The organism is Brachybacterium sp. SYSU DS0246 (genome assembly GCF_059391765.1).
In genome coordinates, this window is sequence record NZ_JBZXYT010000002.1 from 25,943 (window position 1) to 44,577 (window position 18,635).

Consider the following 18,635-nt stretch of genomic DNA (forward strand, 5'->3'; position numbering starts at 1 on the left):
TGGGGGTCGTCTCGGCCTCAGGCGCTGCGGAGGTACTCGAGCGAGGTGGCGATGCCCTCGAAGATGTCGCCGGCGTACTGGTCGAACTCGATGACGCCGTAGGCGACGCCGGCGGAGGCCTTCAGGGTCTCGGCCAGCGGCATCTTCCCGCCGCCGAGCGGCTGCTGGCCGGAGGGGTCCTCCGCCAGGTCGCCGTCCTTGAGGTGGACCAGCTGGACGCGGTCGCCGAGGTTGCCCAGCAGTGCGGGGACGTCGGCCCCGCCGACGGCGGCCCAGTAGGTGTCGACCTCGAGGATGACCCGCGGGTCCAGCTCGGCGGCGAACAGCTCCAGGGCGCTGCGGCCCTCGAGGGTGGAGGCCAGTTCAAAGTGGTGGTTGTGGTAACCGACGCGGATGCCGGTGCCCTCGGCCTGGGTCGCCCGTTCGTTCAGCCGGAGGGCGAGGGAGCGGACCTTGTCCGCGTCCTTCCAGTCCTCGGGATTCCAGAACGGGTCGATGAGGTACTCGACGCCGACGGCGCCGGCCGCTGCCAGCACCTCGTCGAAGTCGACATCGCCGAGGAAGCCCTGGTGGGCGCTGGGGAAGGTGATGTCGAACTGCTCGCGGGCGGCGACCAGGTCGTCCTTGTGCTCGACGAGGTGGAACGGCTCGGCGCAGCGGAGGCCGAGCTCGGCTAGGCGGGCCACGGTGCCCTGGTAGTCGGCGGCCAGCGCCTCGCGGACGCTGTACATCTGGACGGAGATTTCCATGGTGCTCCTTCGGGGAAGTCGTGGTGGTCGGGCGAGCGGGGCCGGGAGCGGGTGGCTCCCGGCCCGCGCGTCACTTCACGGCGCCGGCGGTCAGGCCTGCGACGAAGTTCTTCTGCATCATCAGGAAGCCGGCGACGACGGGGATGGACACCGCGAGCGAGGCGGCGAGGACCTGGTTCCAGTACACGTTGGTCTGGGTGGCGTACTGCCGCAGGCCGACGGCGAGGGTGCGGGTGTCCTCCGTGGTCAGCACGGAGGCGAACAGCACCTCGCCCCAGGCCGTCATGAACGCGTAGATCGCCACCGCCACGATGCCGGGCCGGGCGGCCGGCAGGATGATGCGCAGCAGGATGGTGATGTTGCTGGCGCCGTCGACCTTGCCCGCCTGGTCGAGCTCCTGGGGGATGCCGTCGAAGTACCCGGCGAGCATCCAGATGGAGAACGGCAGCGAGAACGTCAGATACGTGATGATCAGGCCGATCCGCGTGCCCACCAGCGGAACCCCGAAGGTGGCGTCGATATTGACGAAGATGAGGTACAGCGGCAGCAGGAACAGCACGCCGGGGAACATCTGCGTGGACAGCACGGTGGTCATGAACGGGTTGCGCCCGCGGAACCGCCAGCGGGAGACGGCGTAGGCGGCGAACGTCGCCACGCCCACGCTGAACAGGGTCGCGACCCCGGTGACCACCAGGGAGTTCATGAAGTAGCGGGCCAGCGGCACCGTCGACCACATCTGGACGAAGGGCTCGAACGTGATCCGCTCGGGGATCCACGAGAACCCGGCCTGCACGTCCCCCAGGGGCTTCATGGAGGTGGTGATCATGACGTACAGCGGCACCGCGACGAACACGGTCAAACCCACCAGCACGATGACGCGGAAGATCTTCTCTCCGACGGTCTCACGCATTGTTCTTCTCCTTCCTCCACTGAGTGAAGTAGAGGTATGTCAGCGACACCACCAGCAGGAACAGCAGCAGGAGCACGCTCATGGCGCTGCCGACGCCGAAGTCCCAGGACAGGAACGAGGCGTTGTAGATGTGGAAGCTGATGAGGTCGCCGGCCGGGGGCTGGGCCGTCCCGAACAGCACGTAGGGGGTGTTGAAGTCGTTGAACACCCACAGGAACATCACCAGCACCATGGTCTGGTTCACCGGTGCCAGCATCGGCAGGGTCACCGAGCGCCACTGCCGGAAGGGGGTGGCGCCGTCCATCGAGGAGGCCTCGTACAGCTCCCCGGGGATGGACTGCAGGCCCGCCATGAACATGAGGAACGCGAAGGGCCACATGCGCCAGATCGCCACGATCACCACGGAGAGGAACGCGTTGTCGCCGATCAGCCAGAACGGGGCGCCGTCGAGGATGCCCAGCTGGTCGACCAGGACGTGGTTGACCACGCCGGTGTCGCGCTGGAGCATGAAGTTCCAGGTGATCACCGCCGCGTACAGCGGCAGGGCGTAGGGGATCAGGAACAGGGTGCGGAACACCCCGCGGCCGCGGAAGGGCCGCTGCAGGGCGACGGCCGCGGCCATGCCCAGGCCCCAGCTGATGCCCACCACGAGGATCGTGTAGCCCACGGTGACCACGAAGGAGTTCAGCAGGCCCTGGCCGATCGGGGTGCTGAGATCGACCGAGATCTGGTAGTTCTCCAGGCCGACGAACGGGGCCTCGCCCCAGCGGCGGATGAAGAACTTGGTCAGCTCGATGAAGCTCATCCAGAAGCCGGTGACCATCGGGACGATGTGGATCAGCAGCTCGAGCAGCACCGCGGGCAGGATGATCAGGTACGGGAACCAATTGCGGCGCGGGCGGCGCGGTGCGGGGTGCTCCGGACTCGAAGCGGGCGTCTTCGAGCCCTCCGGGGCGGTGAGGGTGGTCATGAAGCTCTTCTCTTCCTGGCGACGGCGGGCACGCAGCGGCCGACGGGAGGGCGTGTCCCGTCGGCCGCTGTGGGGCTCAGGCGCGGATGGAGTCCTGCGCCGTCTGCATGGCCGTCATGACGTCGTCACGGGTGACGGTGCCCCCGGTGGCGATGGTGGCGAACATGTCGTTCATCGCCTGGCCGACGGAGGTCTCGAACTGGTCCTCCCACGGCACCAGCGGCAGCGGCTCGGCACGCTCGGCGTAGATCTCCATGAACATGTCGGCCTGCTCGGTGTCCTCGGTGAAGGTCGGCTCGCCGTCCTTGAGCACCGGCAGCGCGGCGAAGGGCTTGCCCAGCTCCTTCTGCGTCTCGGGGGAGGTCATGAACTTCATGAACTCCAGTGCGCCGTCGCGGTTCTGGGTGTCCTTCATGATCGCCAGATTGATGCCGGCCAGGTGCGAGGCGCAGTCGCTGGCGGCGCCCTCCGGGGCGGGGAACGGGACCGCCGCGAACTGGTCCGGGGTCATCCCGTTGGACTCGATGGTGGAGTGGGCGTTGTTCTGGTTGATGATCAGCGCGGACTCCTCGTTGGCGAACGAAGTGACCGACATCGTGCCGTTGTCGAACTGGGCGTTGGAGGGATTGACGACCTTGTGCTTCTGCATCAGATCCAGGTAGCGCAGGATGCCGTCGACCACGCCGTCCTCGGTGAAGGAGGGCTCGCCGTCGGGCGTGTTCAGCGCCGCGCCGTTCTGGACGGCGTTGATGAAGGCGAAGTGGTTGTTCTCCGTGTAGGAGCCCGCGGCCAGGGACATGCCGTACACGCCGTTGTCGGGGTCGGTGAGCTCCTTGGCGGCCTCGACCATCTCCTCCCACGTGGTGGGCGGCTCGAGCCCGGCTTCCTCGAACATCCGCACGTTGTAGAACATGCCGTAGGCCAGGCCGTACAGGGGCACGGAGGTGGGGTCGGTGTCCGGGGCGCCGCCGGTGGCCAGCGCCGCCTCCACGTACTTGTCGCGGCCGCCGAGCGCCTCGAACTCCTCGTCGCCGAGGTCGAGCAGACCGCCGGTGGACTGCAGGCTCACGCCCCAGGTGTTGCCGATGTTGACCACGTCGGGGCCCTGCCCGGAGGTGATCGCCGTCTGGATACGGGTCTGGAGGTCGTTCCAGCCGATGACCTCGAGGCTGACGGAGATGCCGGTCTCCTCCTCGAACCTCTCGAGGACCGGGGTGAGCACCTCTTTGTCGTGCTCGAGGCTGGTGCCCTGGTTGGACGCCCAGTAGGTGAGGGAATCAGGGCTCTCGTTGGAACCGCCGCTTCCGGACCCTCCGCCACAGGCGGCGAGTCCGGTCACGCCGGCGGCGGCGAGAGGGGCTGCGGTCAGAAGTGTGCGTCGTCGCATCGGGGGACTCCTAGATACACCGTCATTGGTGGTGGGACTCGGAACGGGTCGGTGGCACCTCACCCCTCCGAGGGCTTCGGGCCGGACCTGCTTAATCGATTCGGACTTAATCGATTCGGCGAGTATTGCGTGGCGCAGGTGCCGGTGTCAACTGCGTCACGTCACGACGTGGTCACGGTCCGCGCGGTCAGGTGCGCGGCGGGGCGCCGGTGGACTCCCGGGGGACCAGGCCGGCCGGGGCGTTCTGCAGCTCCGCGCCGCCGAGCGCCTCGCCTTCGATCCGCCGTACCAGCAGGTCACCGGCGTGGTGGCCCATGTCGAACGGCTGGCGGGAGAGGGCGGTGATCCCGGGGGAGGCCACTTCCGCGATCAGCGAGTCGTCCCAGCTGACGATGCCGAGCGAGGCCGGCACGTCGAGTCCCCTCGCCAGCGCCGCGCGCAGCGCCCCGATCGCGAGCAGGTCGCTCGAGGCGATCACGGCGGGCCGCTCGCTGATGGCCAGGGCGGAGCGCTCGAACGCTGCGATGCCGGCGTCGATGGTGTACGAGCCGGAGGCGTGGGTGTGGGCGATGCCCTGCTCGCAGCACAGCTGCCGCAGCAGTTCCAGACGCCGGCGCTCGTGCGCGTAGCCGGCCGGTCCGGTCAGCTGGATGCAGCCGTCGTACCCGCGGGCGACGATGTGCTCGACCACGGTGCGCGCGTCCTCGGCCTCGGCGGTGGTGACCTTCACGAAGTCCTCGGGACCGGTGTAGTGGCCGAGCACGGCGAAGTCGAGGTTCAGCGACTCCAGGACGGCCGGGCGATGGTCGTCCTCCGCCAGGTCCAGCAGCACCACTCCGTCCACGCGGCGCTGGTGCGCCCAGCCGCGGAAGACGTCGATCTCCTCGTCGCGGCCGCCGCGCACGAAGCGGATCAGCAGCTCGTAGCCGTGGGAGGAGCTGGCCGACTCGATGCCCGCGGTCACCGAGGAGTAGAACGGCTCCCGGGAGACCTCTTGCGGGTCCCTGACCAGCACGAGGCCGATGTTCCCGCTGCGGCCGCGGCGCAGTGCCTGGGCGCCGGAGTGCGGGGTCCAGCCCACCTTCTCGGCGTGCTCGACCACGCGGGTGCGCAGCGCGGCGCTGACCCCCGGCTTGTCATTGAGGGCGTAGCTCACGGTGGCGGCGGAGATGCCGAGGTCGCGGGCGATGGTGGCGACAGTGGGGCGTTGGGTCTTCGGCGGCATGAGGGTGCTTCCGGTCTGACGGCCGCGAGGCCGATGACGAGGTCTCCAGCGCGGAGAACGCCGCTGTTCGGCAGGGCCACTGGATGGGGCACATGATAGGTCCCGAGCCTGTTGAGGCAAGCACCGGGGCCGATCCTGTGCTGGTCCGCCCCGCGCGGAGGCACGCCGACCCCGCTGGGAGGCCGGCCAGCCCTGCCGGGAGGCAGGCCGACCTCGCGCGGAGGCACGCCGACCTCGCGCGGAGGCACGCCGACCCCGCGGGAAGGCCGGTCCGCCCCGCCGGATCCGTGAGTGTGTTGGTACTCGGCGGCCATAACCACTAGGTCGCGGATCTGGCGGGGACGGGGCAGCTGAGGATCACCGCCGTTCGATGTGTGGTGGCGGGCGCCGACGCCCGGCAGCCCTAGCCGACGACCTCCCACGTGCGTCGGTAGATCCGGTCCGTCAGGCCCCTTACGTCTCGGTAGACCGCGTCGAGCTGCCGGTACACGTCCGCGTTCTCGGCGAGAGGGGCGGTGCGGTCGGCCACGACGGCGAAGCGCTCCGCGCCCTCGCGGAACGAGGGGACGATCCCGGTGGCGACGGCCGCGCAGATCGCCGCACCGCGACCGGCGGAGCTGCCGCCGGCCAAGCGCACGGTCTCCAGTTCGAAGACGTCCGCGAGGATCTGGGTCATGAGGTCCGAGGAGGCCCCGCCGCCGGTGATGACCAGCTGATCGAAGCGCGTGCCGAGCTCGGTCGCCATCTCGTCGGCCCGCTCCTTCATGGTCAGGGCGATGCCCTCGAGGATCGAGCGGAACATGTGCGCGCGGCCCTGCCGCCCGTCGAACCCCAGCACGCTGCCCTTGCGGGAGGGCACCTCGGCCGGGGCCAGCCAGTCGGGCACCGTCAGCAGCCCGTCCGAGCCGGCCGGCACCTCGAGCGCCTCCCGGCTCAGCATCTCCTCGACCGATTCGCCGCGCTCGGCGGCCTCCCGGGCGGTGCCCTCGCCGAGGAGATCGCGGAACCAGCTGACCGTCCACATGCCGCGGCGGATGCCGCCGCTCTCGTAGAGGTAGGTGCCGGGCTGCGAGCCGAAGTTCGTCCAGAACGCCTCCGACCCGGTCGCGCCGGCCTCGCCGACGGACATCCCCGCGATGTAGGTGCCCAGTGACAGCAGCAGGGACCGGGGATCCTGCAGGCCCGCACCGAGGGCCTCGACCGCCTTGTCGTTCGCCGTGGCGATCACCGGCACGCCGTCCGGCAGCCCGGTCGCCGCGGCGGCCCGGGGCGTCAGCATCCCCAGCACCTCTCCCGGCATGACCAGGTCGAACAGCATCCTGCGCGGCAAGCCGGTGCGTTCGTAGTCGGCCTCGTCCTGGGACCAGGCCCAGGCCGCGGTGTCGATCGGCCACATGCCCTGGTAGTTCGCGACGGTGTCGGTGAAGTTCCCGGTCATCCGGTGGGTGATGTACCCGGAGGAGGTTGTGACGTAGGCGGCCTCGGCCGTCTCCTCGCGGTAGGGGCGGCCCACCCGCTCATCCATCCAGCTCTGGACCGGCTGGGCGAGACTGCCGTCGGCCCGCAGCACGGCCCGGCAGAACCGGATGGTGCACAGGCCGACGCCGACGATCTCCGTCGGGTCCCCCTCGAACTCGGCCATGGCCTGCCGGCTCGCCGCGGCGATCGACTCCCACAGGACGTCGTCGGGATACTCGACGACGCCGGGGCGGGGCGTGTGGTTCGCCGGCAGCGGCACGCGGCCCACCGCGCAGGTGCGGCCGCTCTCGTCGAAGATCGTGACCTTGGAGGACTGGGACCCGTTGTCGATCCCCACCACGTACTTCGTCATCAGTCCATGCCCTCGGTGCTCTCCGCGTCGGCGGTGTCCCCGGCGGCCTGCGCGCCGCCGGTTCCCTCAGGTCCCCGGCGCCACTGCGCCAGCTGGTCCTGCGGATGCGCGGCGGCCGGCTGGATCGCACCGTCGGCCGGGAAGATCGTGCCCATATTCATGATCCCGTGGGGATCGAGGCTCTGCTTGAGAGCGGCCAGGATCGGGTAGGCGCTGCCGTGCTCCTGCTCCGTCCACGGGGTGCGGTACTTGCCGATCCCGTGGTGGTGGACCATCGAGCCGCCGTGACGCAGCGCCTCCTCGACGATGATCGCATTGAGCGGCAGGTGGTACTTCTCGATCTCCTCCTCGGGGGAGGCCTCGATCCGGTAGTCGTAGACGAAGTACATGTTCGTGCCGGTCTGGTAGCTGTGCGAGGAGTGGCCGCCCAGCATCGTCAGGTCGCCCGCGTGCGGGTACTCCTCGCGGATGCGGCGGATGACGGACTCGTAGAGGTCCACGACCTGGGACCAGTCGGCCGAGACCTCCGTGGTGTATCCCAGGTGGTGGGACTCGAGCATGGCCGCCTTCTCGGCCTCGATCTTGTCGGGCCCCCAGTTGAGATTGTCGAACCAGGCCTCGATCAGCGACGGGTCGACCTTCACGTGCTCGTGCTGGTCGAGGACGCGCGTGATCTCCTCGCTGGTGGCGCGCACGATGCCCTCGGGCCCCTCCGCGACCAGCACGACGACGCACTTGCCCTGGCTGAAGTGGGAGAAGTGCTGGTTCGCGTCCTCGGGGGAGTACAGGCGGGCGACCGAGGGGCGGAAACCGTTCGTGATGATCTCGCGCAGCATGGCGATGCCGGTGGCCATGTCCTCCACCAGGGCGCCGTGGAACTGGTTGTTCTCCGGGTAATAGCGGAACACCTTCAGCGTGACCTCGGTGACGACCGACAGGGCGCCCTCGTTGCCGATCACGATGTGGCGGATATCGGGGCCGGCGGCGCGGCGGGGCACGGCCTTGATGCGGGTGACCCGGCCGCCGGGGAAGACGGCCTCCAGGCCGACGACCATGTCCTCGATCGCCCCGTACAGCGTGGAGAACTGCCCGATGCTGCGGGTGGAGACCAGCCCGCCGTACTGGGCCAGCGGCTTGGACTGCGGGGAGTGACCCGTGGTCAGACCCTGGGCGCGCAGCTGATCCTCCAGCGTCTGCAGCGTGACCCCTGCCTGCACGGTGACCTGCATGTTCTCGGGATCGACCGAGAGGACCTGGTTCATGCGGGAGAGGTCCAGGACGATCGTGTCCGCCACGCTGGTCTCGAGCCCGCCCTCGGTCCCGGTGCGTCCGCTGCGGGCGACGATGTTGATGAGGTTCTCGTCGGCGAAGGCGAGCACGGCGGCGACGTCCTCGGTGGAGGTCGCGTAGGCGATCGCGACGGGCAGCGGTGCGCTGTAGATGCCGTGCACGGACTGGTACTTCTTGAACCGGTCGACGCTGGATTCCTGCAGCGCGTGCTCGTCGGTCTCGATCTGGTCCGGGCCGAGGATCGTGGTCAGCCGGTCGAGGATCTGGTCACGGGACAGGGGCGAGCGGGATTCGATCATGGGGTGGAGGGTCCTCTCACGATGGGTGACGGCGCTCGGGCCGACGGGTCGGGTGGGGGTGATGGTCGTAGGCGGTCTGTGTGGTCGGGGATGGGCAGGTGGGCGATGCCGGCCGCTTGCCGTGGGGCCTCTGCGGGCCGACGGGAGCGGCAGTGCTGCGGGCTCCGGCGGGACTATGGGCTCCGGAGGGCGGGCCGACGGGGAGGTGTCTCAGCGGACGAGGTATCCGCCGTCGACGGTGAGGACGTGGCCGTTGACGTAGTCGGAGGCCTTCGAGGCGAGGAAGACGGCTGCGCCCATCAGGTCGGAGACCTCGCCCCAGCGGCCGGCGGGGATGTGCTCGAGGATCTGGCGGGAGGCGTCCGGATCCGCGCGGGTCGTCGCCGTCAGCGCCGTCGCGAAGTACCCGGGCGCGATGGCGTTGACCTGGATCCCGTGCCCGGCCAGCTCGTCGCTGTAGGCCTTGGTGAAGCCGACGATGCCGTGCTTGGTCGCAGCATAGGCGGGGGAGGACTGGCCCCCGAGGAAGGCGAAGAGCGAGGCGATGTTGATGATCTTGCCGGAGCCCTGCGCGATGAAGTGCTCGACCGCTGCCTGGGAGAGGGCGAACGGTGCCGTGAGGTTGAGGTCGACCATGGGGTCCCACTTGTCCCGGTCGAACTCCTGGACGCCGGCGAGCTTCGAGATGCCGGCAGAGTTCACGATCACGTCCAGGCCTCCCAGGCGCTCGAGCGTGTCCTGGATGATGCGGGCCGGTGCCTCGGGGCCGGTGATGTCGATCTCGAGGAACTCGTAGCGGCGCCCGGTGGCCTCGATGAGGGAGCGGGTGGTGCCGTCGTCGTCGACGATGCTCGGCACGAAGATGTCGGCGCCGGCCTTGGCGAGTGCGAGGGCGAACGCCTGGCCGAGGCCGGAGTTGCCGCCGGTGACGATCGCGACCTTCCCCTCCAGAGAGAAGACGTCGAGCGAGAAATCCGTGATGTCCATGGTCATGTCCTTCAGGGTGAGGGGTCGAGGTGGGGGAGCGGCGGTCACGTCGAGGAGAGCTCGGGCTCGGGCTCACGGGCTGCGTCCCGGCTCTCGCGGGCGTGGACCCGCATCGTCACGGTGCACAGGACCATGCCGATCACGGCCGCCAGGATCAGCACGGTGAACATCGCCGAAAATCCGCCGCCCTGGGCCGGGACGCCGTTGGCGGGGTCGCCGATCCACCACGAGGCGACGGCCGGCAGGAACGCGTCGGGCAGGTAGGCCAGTCCGGAGGCGAGGCCGATCACGCCGCCGCGCTGGGCGACCGGGATGCCCAGCTCGCCGACCGATGACCAGAACACCCCGCGCGCCGCGAAGACGGTGAGGCTCATGATGATCATCAGGGCGACGGCGATCCACAGCATCCCCGCCTGCCGAGGCAGGACGAGGTAGCCGACGGCGGTGAGTCCGACGATGACGAAGCTGACCCGCAGGAACCGCGGGGTGGAGCCGAAGTACTTGTCGACCAGGACGCCGCCGACGGGGCCGGCGAGGAACTGGAACACGTAGGTGCGGATCACGCCGATGACACCGATCATGCCCGCGGCGACGCCGAAACCGTCCTGCAGCAGCGGCGAGAGGTAGCCCATCAGGGTGTAGAAGCAGTACATCATCATCACGGAGCCGCCGATCAGCCACGTGTACTTGTTGGCCGCCGCCCGCAGCAGCTGCCGGGGGCCGACGGCCTGGCGCTCCGCCTTGTCCAGCTGGTCCTTGCCCTGGTGGACGACGAACAGGACGAGGGCCGCGAGCGCGATCGCCAGGATCCCGTAGATCTGGATCAGCGTCGTCACGCCGGTGCTGGCCACGACGGCGCGCGCGACGATCACGGATCCGACGAGACCGATGATGGTGGTCGTCAGGCCGCGGATCCCCTCGAGGAAGCCGAACAGGCGGCCCTGCTCGCCCTCGCTGCCGAGCAGACCGATCGACTTCACCAGCGCCGACCAGTACAGCCCCATGCCGAGCACGGCGAAGAGCACGTGCACGATCAGCACGGCCAGGTATCCCGGCGCTGTGGAGACATACAGGTCCAGCACGCCGGTGCCCGCCATGGCGATGACGATCAGCAGCTTCGGCGAGAACCTATCGGCGAACCAGCCGCCGACGAAGTACATGACGACTGCGACCGCGCCGAACACCGACGTGACGGTGCCGTACTGCTGCAGGGAGAGCCCCAGTGCCTCCGCGCCGTCGTGGAGGAAGAGGAACCGCAGGTAGGCGACCTGGAAGACGACACCTCCGGTCATCGCCAGGATCAGGAAGCTGATCGATCTTCGCATTCGGGTCATGAGGCCACTCCTTCGTGGGCTGTTCGTGGGCTGTTCGTGGGCTGATCGGGGAACGGGTGAGGGAGGCGGAAAGCCGCCCGCGATGACGGGCGGGACCGCCACCAGGGCGGGCGCACCGCCACCAGGACGGGGGGCGCCGCTGTGAGGGCACAAAAAAAGAGACCAGCATGCAGTCGCCCCCCGAAGGGAGCGACGCCACTGATCTCTTGGTCTCTGTCGTGACGTCCGGGATGACCCCGGAGCTATGAAGTTTTGACGGAAGCTACCAGCGTGCCCGGCCGGGTGTCCAGCCGGTCATCGACGCCGCGCGGGGGCGGCCCGAGCGAGCCCGTCCGTCGCGGGCTCGCGGCCCTCACGGCAGCGTTCGTCGTCGGCTCACATCGCCCACACGGCCCGATCGGAGGTGGCCACGGCCAGGGCGCCGGCACCGAGCGCAGCGATGACGTCGCCGCGCTCGCAGACCAGTCCGCCGGCGATGACCGGGGTCGAGAAGTCCGCGCGCAGCCACTCGATGACGCGCGGGATGCATCCCGGCAGGATCTCGACGAAGTGGGGCTCGCCTTGGCGGAGCACCCGCGCCAGCTGGTGATACGAGATCGAGTCGACCAGGAAGTATCGCTGGACGGCGGTGAGGCCTGCCCGTCGGGCGGCCCGCACCACGGCCGGCTTGGAGGCGAGGATGCCATCGGCCTCGGTGTGGGTGGCCAGCCACTGGACGGCGACGTCCTGGGAGGACAGACCCTCGATGAAGTCGACGTTGACCAGGACGATCTTGCCGGCCGCGATGCACCGGGCCACGGTCTCCTCGATATCGATCAGGCTGCCGTAGAGCAGGAACAGGACCTCGTGGTCCGTCTCGAGAGCCGCCTCCAGCGCCCGGTCGTCCTTGATGCTGGTGATGACCGGATCGGACTGCAGCGACTCCCGGACGGCCTCCTCTCGGGACAGCGCGGCACGGTCCACACACATATCTGGTTCCTCTCGAGATGAACTGCCTCGCGGCCATGGCCTGCCGCGTCCCCGGAGAGCAGGGCGGGTGGTGCCGGCGGGAGGCACGTGCCCGATCGGGTCGGGGCCGCGGCGTCGAGGCGGGCCGGGAGCTTCCACGCTACCGGACCCGGAACGCGTGCCGACCGCGCGCGGACGCGCACGGCAGGGCATGCCGTGGGCCGAGTGGGAGCGGGGTTCTCGCGGCGCCTGTGATGTGCACGGGCACGGGTTCCGAACCGCAGACGTGGGTGGTTAGCTTGCCTCTGTAGGATTCCCGACCGGCCCTCGCCGATGTCCGGAGTGCGATGGCGGAGCACCTCGGAGTCGAGGCCGCCCCAGCGGCCCACGCCGCGCGATCACCGAACGGACTGACTAATGACCTTGTTCGCGCCCCTGCGACGGAGAGGAAGAGCGTTCCTCGCTCACCTGGCTGAACCGGAGTCGGTCACCAGCGGCCTGCAGATCCTCAAGGCAGTGGTCGCGGGCACCGCCGCGTGGTGGATCTCCGCCAATGTCCTGGGCTCCGAGCTCCCCTTCCTCGCCCCGTGGACCGCCCTGCTGACAGTGCACGCCACCGTGTACCGCTCGCTGTCTCGCGGAGCCCAGACCACCGTCGCCTCTGCCATCGGCGTCGGCCTCTCCTTCGCGATCGGTGCTGTGCTCGGCGTGAGCGTGTGGACCTTCGCCCTGGCCCTGCTGGTCGGGCTGGTCGGGGCTCGTGCCACCTGGATCCGCGACGAGGGCATCGCGATCGCGACCACGGCGATCTTCGTGCTCGGCAGCGGGTTCGGAGCCCAGCAGCCGTTGCTGAACGACCGGATCCTGGAGGTGGGGCTCGGTGTGGCCGTGGGGGTGCTGGTCAATCTCATGCTCATCCCGCCGCTGCGGGAGAGCCAGGCCGCCCGCTACGTCGACAGCATCAATCGCCGGATGGGCGAGCTGCTCGGTCAGATGGCCGAGGAGCTCTCGGAGGACTGGCAGACGGCTCACGCCGACAACTGGGTGGCCGAGACGCACGCGATGAGCGACGAGCTCACCACGGCCTGGCAGGCGGTCCGCTTCGCCCGCGAGAGCGAACGGGCCAACCCACGCCGGGGGCTGCGGCGGGCACGTGCACGGAAGAGTGGACGGAAGACCGGCGCCTCTGCGCAGAGCGAGGCCGAGAAGGCCTCTTACGAGGAGATCCTCACCCGCGTGGACGAGGGGATTTCACACCTTCGCCACCTGGCCCGGACACTGCGTGAAGCCGACTACGCCGACGGCGACTGGGATGCCGACTTCCGCGAGCGGTGGGTCGCGATCGTCCGCGACGCCGGCCGCGCCATCGCTGATCCCGACATCGAGGTGGAACCGATCGCCGACCGCCTCGAGGAGCTGACCACGGACCTGGCCGACCACACGGAGCTCCCGCGACGCTCGTGGCCGCTGTACGGGTCGCTGCTGGCGGGCATGCGCCACCTGGCCCTGATCGTCGACGACGTCGCCTCGGCGCGTGCGGCGCGCGAACAACGGGGGACGACCCCGACGGGCTGAGACGCCCGGCCACCCCGCCCGCTGATCACGGTTTCGACCACCTCGCCGCGGTCACCGACCTCCGACGGGAGTACATCGCGCCGGCGGCATGACGGGCGGACGGCTTCGGTCCGCACCGTCGGGGATACTGCACGACATGGATGAGAACAGGTCACCGGACCCGCTGGTCATCGCCGACCGCGCGGCCTGGCGCGGATGGCTGGACCACCACGAGCACACCTGTGACGGCGTCTGGCTGCTGCTGGCGAAGAAGGAGCGGGACTCGCCGACGACGCTGACCTACCAGGAGGCCCTCGACGAAGCACTGTGCAGCGGCTGGATCGATGGCCAGCGCACCACTTACGACGAGCGCAGCTTCCGGCAGCGATTCACGCCGCGACGGGCCCGGTCGATCTGGTCCCAGCGCAACGTCGCGATCGTCGCGCGACTGGCCGACGAGGGCCGGATGCGCGAGCGCGGCCAGGCGGAGATCGACCGGGCGAAGGCCGACGGGCGCTGGGAACGCGCCTACGCCGGCCCCGCCACGGCCGAACCTCCGCCGGATCTCCTCGCCGCGCTGGCCGCGGCGCCCGAGGCTCAGGCAGCGTTCGAGCAGCTCACGCGCTCGGCCCGGTTCTCCGCGCTGAGCCCGATCCTCACCGCGCCCACGGAGCGCACCCGCGAGCGCAGGATCGCCGCGCTGATCGCCTCTCTCACCTCCGGATGAGCGTCTCGCTCAGCTCCCAGAGCCGGCGAGCCGAGGCCGGGTCGACCGCGTGCGGCACGACGGTGGTCTCGGGGGCGGTCATGTCGATCGGCTGAGGATCCAGGTCCAGCTCGGAGATGTCGTTGTCCTTGAGGTAGACGCCCCCGACCTCCGCGAGCAACGGGCTGGTCGCCGCGAACACGCTGGTGCTGGCGCCCTGTTGGAGCGTCTTCTTCTCGTGCTCGGGGTCGATGATCTGCTGGCCGTGCTCGTCGATCAGTCCCTGCGCGCGCAGCGCCTCGGAGTCCATCCCGCCGCTGGCGGTCGCCCCCGGAGCCCGGGCCGGGCCCAGGCTCGTGGTGACGATGATGCCGGGGTGGACGGCATAGCCGCGGATCCCGTCGGCCGCCCAGCGACGGTCCAGCTCGACGGCGAAGAGCACGTTCGCGGTCTTGGACTGCCCGTAACCGAGCAGACCCATATCGTCGTAGCCCGACTCGAAGTGGGGGTCCTCCCAGCGGATGCCGGAGAGCCGGTGCCCGCCGGAGGTCACGTTGACCACGCGGGCACCCCCGGTCGCGCGCAGTGCCGGCAGCAGGGCGAGGGTGAGCTGGAAGTGACCGAGGTGGTTGGTGGAGAACTGGGACTCGTAGCCGCGCGCGTCCCGCACCAGAGGCCCGGCCATGAGCCCGGCGTTGTTCAGCAGGACGTGCAGGGGGCGGCCGGTGGCGAGGTAACGCTCGGCGAAGGCGTCGATCGAGTCCGGATCCATGAGGTCGAGCCGGCTGGTCTCGACCCGGTCGATGCCCGCGAGCTTCGCTGCGGCCGCGTCTGGATCGCGGGAGCCGACGGTGACGAAGGCACCGGCCGCGCTCAGGGCGCGGGTGGTCTCGCGGCCGATGCCGTGATGGCCGCCGGTGACGACGACGTGGGTGCCGGTGAGGTCCCGGCCGGCGAGGATGTCGTCGGCCGTGTTCGCAGCGGTGAAGCCGCTGTCGAGGGGGCGCTGCTTATCGAGGACGGACTGGGGGACCTGGATGTCGGTGGTCTGTGCGGCGGGTATCTGTGTGGTCATGTCTCCACTGTGAGGCGACGGCGGCGAACTCTGAATACTTGTCAGTCCGGATTTCTTGCGCGAGAGTACGGGCATGCGCCCTGATCATCTGTCCCAGGTCTTCGATGTCGTCGACGTGCGCGGCGTCCTCTCGGGCGGCTTCGCGGTGCAGGGACCGTGGGTCTCCAGGGCGCCGATCGAGGGCCTGAAGTTCTTCGCGCTCGTCAGCGGACGAGCTCACGTCCTGGCCGACGGGCTGACCGAGCCGCTCGAGGTGGGCGCGGGGGATGTCCTCCTGCTCAATGAGAGCCGCTGGTTCGAGGCATGGGGCGGGGAGGACACCGGGCCCCGACGCGAGATGGTGCCGGAGGAGGGCTTCTCCACGGCTCGCTTCACCCCGGCCGGCGGTCGCCACGACGTGCTGGTCGGCGGGCACGTCGAACTGAGCCCGGCTGGCGGGACGCTGCTGACGAGCGCACTCCCACGGGTGGCGCATGTGCACGGATCCGGCCCGTCGGCCACGAACCTCCGCGGCAGCGTGCACCGGATGTTCCTCGAGGCCGCGAGCGACCGGATCGGCTCCGCCTTCGCGATGCGCCAGCACGGCCAGTTGCTGCTGCTCGAGATGCTGCGCGCCTATGTCGAGCAGGACGAACTGCTGCCCGGCTGGCTGCGGCTGCTGACCGACGAACGCCTGCGCCCGGCGGTGAGCCTCCTGCACGACGAGCCCGGCCGGACATGGGGCCTGGCCGAGCTCGCCCGCGCCGCGGCGATGTCCCGCACCACCTTCGCCGAACAGTTCCGGGCGGTCGCCGGCATGCCGCCGCTGGCCTACCTCAGCCGCTGGCGCATGCTGCTGGCCCAGCACGCACTGCGCGACACCGGGACCCGCATCTCCGAGCTCGCGCGCGAACTCGGCTACTCCTCCGAGAGCGCCTTCAGCGCCGCCTTCAAGCGTGAGGTGGGGATGGCGCCGCGGACGTTCCGGCAGGGGCTCACTCCGCCACGAGTGGCATGAGTATCGGGACCCCGCTCCTCTCCCGGGTCGGGGATGGGGCCCTGCGCGCCTTTCGGCGACGGGACGAGCGGAGCGTGCGCGCTACGTGTCGCGGCGAGGTCGACGACGACGCACCGGAGGGATCGCGAGCTCGGGTAATGCTCGGCGCATGAACTTGTCGAAGTGCGGCACCGTGCACGCGGCGTAACCGTGCGCCGGTCCTTTGGGAGCTTAGTCGAGTTTATGGATGACAGATAAAGCTACCCAAAGAAGAGGACGTGTCAGTCGTGGCGAGAGCAATGGGATGCACCGACCACGCTCAGCGTCGCGGTCGCCTCGGATCGTCAAGCGTCCATCCGCCGAGGGGGCTGCCGTGAACTCCACGCCCACCCCATCGAGTACGCCCAGGCGAGGATGTGCCGCAGCGGAGTGCCTAGAGCGGCCCGTACGGCGATGTCCCGGGTCCTCGCGAGCGGCACGGGCAGCGGGCGCCCCAGTGCCGTATTGGCATACGCGAGGAGCCCGGCGGTGCGGGCACGACGCCGGCAGCGCCTCGCGAACGCCTGCCCGGCGGCGCTGCTGTGGAGCGGCCCGTCTGTCGCGGTCGTTGCTCGCAGCAGGACCGGCGCGACATCGAGGGCGTCGAGCCAACCGAGTGTGATGCCCTGTCCGCCGATCGGGCTGATCTCGTGGGCGGCGTCCCCGATCAGCACCCCGCTGCAGCTGACCAGGCGTCTCGCAGTGCGTCGGCGCACCGTGAATGCGCTGATCATCGTCGCCGACTCCGGGTCCAGCTGCACCCCGGTGCGTTCGCGGACCTTCTCGACCAGGGCGGCGGCTGTGGCCGCCGATGGGGGAGCGGGCCCCATGTGCACGACCCAGCGGCGACGTCCGTCGGGCAGCGGGAAGGATTCGACGACGCCGCCCGGTTCGAGGTGGATGAAGGCATTGCGGCAGACGCGCTCGCCGGCCGGATCAGCGAGGTCGCCCATGAGATAGGCGTCGGGGTACTGCGAGCCGGTGGCGCCGATGCCGAGGAGATCCCGTACTCGGCCGTGGGCTCCGTCGGCCCCCACGATGACGCGGGTACGGAGCACGACGGGCACTGACTGGTCGCGGGGCTGCGCGGTCACCTCGACTCCGCTGGTCGTCTCCTGCAGTGACGTCACCTCCCAGCCGCGCCGCATCGCCTCGGGGGCGAGTTCGGCCAGACGGCTCTCCAGGAGCTTCTCGGTGCGGCTCTGCGGCACGCTGAGCACGAACGGCCGGTTCGGCCAGGCCTGCGCGAAGTGCAGCTGGCCGAGGTCGAGGCCACGGCTGCGCGCAACGCCGCGCCTGATGCGTGAACCGGAGGCAATCGCGACACTCTCCAGACCCACCATCTCTAGCGCCGCCAGCGACGGAGGATGCAGGCCGATGCCGCGGGAGTGCGCGCTGAGGGCGGCTCGGCGCTCCAACACGAGCACGTTGACGTCGCGGGCCGCAAGGAGGCAGGCGAGGAACAGGCCCGTCGGCCCGCCGCCGACGATCAGCACGTCGCAGTTCAGCGGCGGTTGCGGACCGGCCGGATCGACACTCTCGGACGCCGCGCTGTCCGCACTGTCTGGCGCCGTCATCGCTGCGGGATGTCGCAGGTCAGCAGCAGGCGCCATGGGCCCAGCTCGCTCACGCCCCAATCCTTGGGCGCGAGGTCGCGGAGTTCGGCGGCGGTGAAGCTGCGGCGGATCGAGATCAGCCCGTCCTCCCGGATGAAGGAGCCGGGGAAGAAGGGCCAGGTGCCCACGGAGAACAGGGCGTAGGCGAGGCGATCGCGCTGGATGTCGCTGTGGACCACGGCGGTGCGGGCCAGTCGCCGGGAATCGGCCAGCAGGTCCCGCAACCCGGCATCCTCGAGGTGGTGGAGCACGTGGTTGGAGACCACCAGGTCGAACTCCGCGCCCTCGGTGACCAGGTCGGAGGAGAGGGCCCGCCGGAACCGCACGCCCTCGACGGGCCGCTGACGCATCGCCCAGGCGTGCGCCCGCGGGTCGGGATCGATGCCGGTCACGCGCAGGTCGAAGCCGTCGCGGCGCGCCCACCGGGCCAGGGCCCGGGCGAGGTCCCCGCCGCCGCTGCCGATGTCCAGCAGTGTGGTGGGGCTATCGCGGTGCAGTCGCGGGCGCAGGTGCCGGCGGTAGGTCGTGCGCCAGCCCGTGACCAGGGAGTTGATGACGCGGAACTGGGCGTAGGTGCGCTCGAGCCGGCGCAGATCGCAGTCCGGGTCGTCCATGCGCTCGGCGGCGTGGCGGTCGCGCTCGGTCAGGTCTGGCACGCGAAGCCGCTCCGGCATGCGAGGGTGCTGCGCCGCGCGAGAACGACCGGAGACGTGGGGTCGACCAGGCACGCGCGGCGCCG

General features: G+C 70.0%; 16 protein-coding genes. 3 read left to right on the forward strand and 13 right to left on the reverse strand.

The window, feature by feature from the left end; genetic code table 11:
* Positions 1 to 17 precede the first annotated feature (17 nt).
* The 10 genes from AC5020_RS01205 to AC5020_RS01250 all read right to left on the reverse strand — a co-directional run bounded on the left by AC5020_RS01205 (position 18) and on the right by AC5020_RS01250 (position 11,951).
* On the reverse strand, positions 18 to 749 hold the full coding sequence (locus tag AC5020_RS01205) for a sugar phosphate isomerase/epimerase family protein (RefSeq protein WP_464986892.1): 732 nt from the start codon (positions 747 to 749) through the stop codon (positions 18 to 20).
* Between the two features lie 70 nt (positions 750 to 819).
* Positions 820 to 1,659 (reverse strand): carbohydrate ABC transporter permease, encoded by an 840-nt coding sequence (locus AC5020_RS01210; RefSeq protein ID WP_377792805.1) that lies wholly within the window; start codon positions 1,657 to 1,659, stop codon positions 820 to 822.
* On the reverse strand, positions 1,652 to 2,629 hold the full coding sequence (locus AC5020_RS01215; RefSeq protein ID WP_377792804.1) for a carbohydrate ABC transporter permease: 978 nt from the start codon (positions 2,627 to 2,629) through the stop codon (positions 1,652 to 1,654). The genes AC5020_RS01210 and AC5020_RS01215 overlap by 8 nt, the downstream gene beginning before the upstream one ends.
* A gap of 76 nt (positions 2,630 to 2,705) precedes the next feature.
* The gene (locus tag AC5020_RS01220; RefSeq protein ID WP_377018929.1) at positions 2,706 to 4,016 is read right to left on the reverse strand and encodes an ABC transporter substrate-binding protein; all 1,311 of its coding nucleotides are present in this window, start codon (positions 4,014 to 4,016) and stop codon (positions 2,706 to 2,708) included.
* 187 nt (positions 4,017 to 4,203) lie between these two features.
* Positions 4,204 to 5,241, reverse strand: coding sequence for a LacI family DNA-binding transcriptional regulator (locus AC5020_RS01225; RefSeq protein ID WP_464986893.1), 1,038 nt, complete (start codon positions 5,239 to 5,241; stop codon positions 4,204 to 4,206).
* A gap of 403 nt (positions 5,242 to 5,644) precedes the next feature.
* Positions 5,645 to 7,072, reverse strand: a complete 1,428-nt coding sequence (locus AC5020_RS01230) for an FGGY-family carbohydrate kinase (RefSeq protein ID WP_464986894.1) — start codon at positions 7,070 to 7,072, stop codon at positions 5,645 to 5,647.
* On the reverse strand, positions 7,072 to 8,661 hold the full coding sequence (locus tag AC5020_RS01235) for an FAD-binding oxidoreductase (RefSeq protein WP_464986895.1): 1,590 nt from the start codon (positions 8,659 to 8,661) through the stop codon (positions 7,072 to 7,074). Before AC5020_RS01235 ends, AC5020_RS01230 begins: the two co-directional genes overlap by 1 nt.
* 210 nt (positions 8,662 to 8,871) lie before the next feature.
* Entirely contained in the window at positions 8,872 to 9,648 is a 777-nt protein-coding gene (locus AC5020_RS01240; RefSeq protein WP_464986896.1) for an SDR family oxidoreductase, read from the reverse strand.
* Between the two features lie 44 nt (positions 9,649 to 9,692).
* Positions 9,693 to 10,982, reverse strand: coding sequence for an MFS transporter (locus AC5020_RS01245; protein ID WP_464986897.1), 1,290 nt, complete (start codon positions 10,980 to 10,982; stop codon positions 9,693 to 9,695).
* A gap of 375 nt (positions 10,983 to 11,357) precedes the next feature.
* Positions 11,358 to 11,951, reverse strand: coding sequence for a glycerol-3-phosphate responsive antiterminator (locus AC5020_RS01250; RefSeq protein ID WP_464986898.1), 594 nt, complete (start codon positions 11,949 to 11,951; stop codon positions 11,358 to 11,360).
* 396 nt (positions 11,952 to 12,347) lie between these two features.
* Between AC5020_RS01250 and AC5020_RS01255 the strand changes: the two genes are divergently transcribed.
* The gene (locus AC5020_RS01255; RefSeq protein WP_377018936.1) at positions 12,348 to 13,505 is read left to right on the forward strand and encodes an FUSC family protein; all 1,158 of its coding nucleotides are present in this window, start codon (positions 12,348 to 12,350) and stop codon (positions 13,503 to 13,505) included.
* 136 nt (positions 13,506 to 13,641) lie between these two features.
* Positions 13,642 to 14,211: a YdeI/OmpD-associated family protein gene (locus AC5020_RS01260; RefSeq protein ID WP_464986899.1), complete on the forward strand. Its 570-nt coding sequence runs from the start codon at positions 13,642 to 13,644 to the stop codon at positions 14,209 to 14,211.
* On the opposite strand, the gene AC5020_RS01265 is transcribed toward AC5020_RS01260, so the two are convergent.
* Positions 14,198 to 15,265 (reverse strand): SDR family NAD(P)-dependent oxidoreductase, encoded by a 1,068-nt coding sequence (locus AC5020_RS01265; RefSeq protein WP_464986900.1) that lies wholly within the window; start codon positions 15,263 to 15,265, stop codon positions 14,198 to 14,200. The two genes, AC5020_RS01260 and AC5020_RS01265, sit on opposite strands and share 14 nt — an antisense overlap.
* A gap of 73 nt (positions 15,266 to 15,338) precedes the next feature.
* Here AC5020_RS01265 and AC5020_RS01270 point away from each other — a divergent pair, with 73 nt between their 5' ends.
* Positions 15,339 to 16,262 carry an AraC family transcriptional regulator gene (locus AC5020_RS01270; protein ID WP_464986901.1) on the forward strand — a complete coding sequence of 308 codons (924 nt, stop codon included), beginning with the start codon at positions 15,339 to 15,341 and terminating at the stop codon, positions 16,260 to 16,262.
* A gap of 323 nt (positions 16,263 to 16,585) precedes the next feature.
* On the opposite strand, the gene AC5020_RS01275 is transcribed toward AC5020_RS01270, so the two are convergent.
* A complete protein-coding gene (locus AC5020_RS01275) occupies positions 16,586 to 17,857 on the reverse strand; it encodes an FAD-dependent oxidoreductase (RefSeq protein ID WP_464986902.1) in 1,272 nt (423 codons plus the stop codon).
* Positions 17,854 to 18,552: a class I SAM-dependent methyltransferase gene (locus tag AC5020_RS01280; RefSeq protein WP_464986903.1), complete on the reverse strand. Its 699-nt coding sequence runs from the start codon at positions 18,550 to 18,552 to the stop codon at positions 17,854 to 17,856. Before AC5020_RS01280 ends, AC5020_RS01275 begins: the two co-directional genes overlap by 4 nt.
* Positions 18,553 to 18,635: the final 83 nt, after the last annotated feature.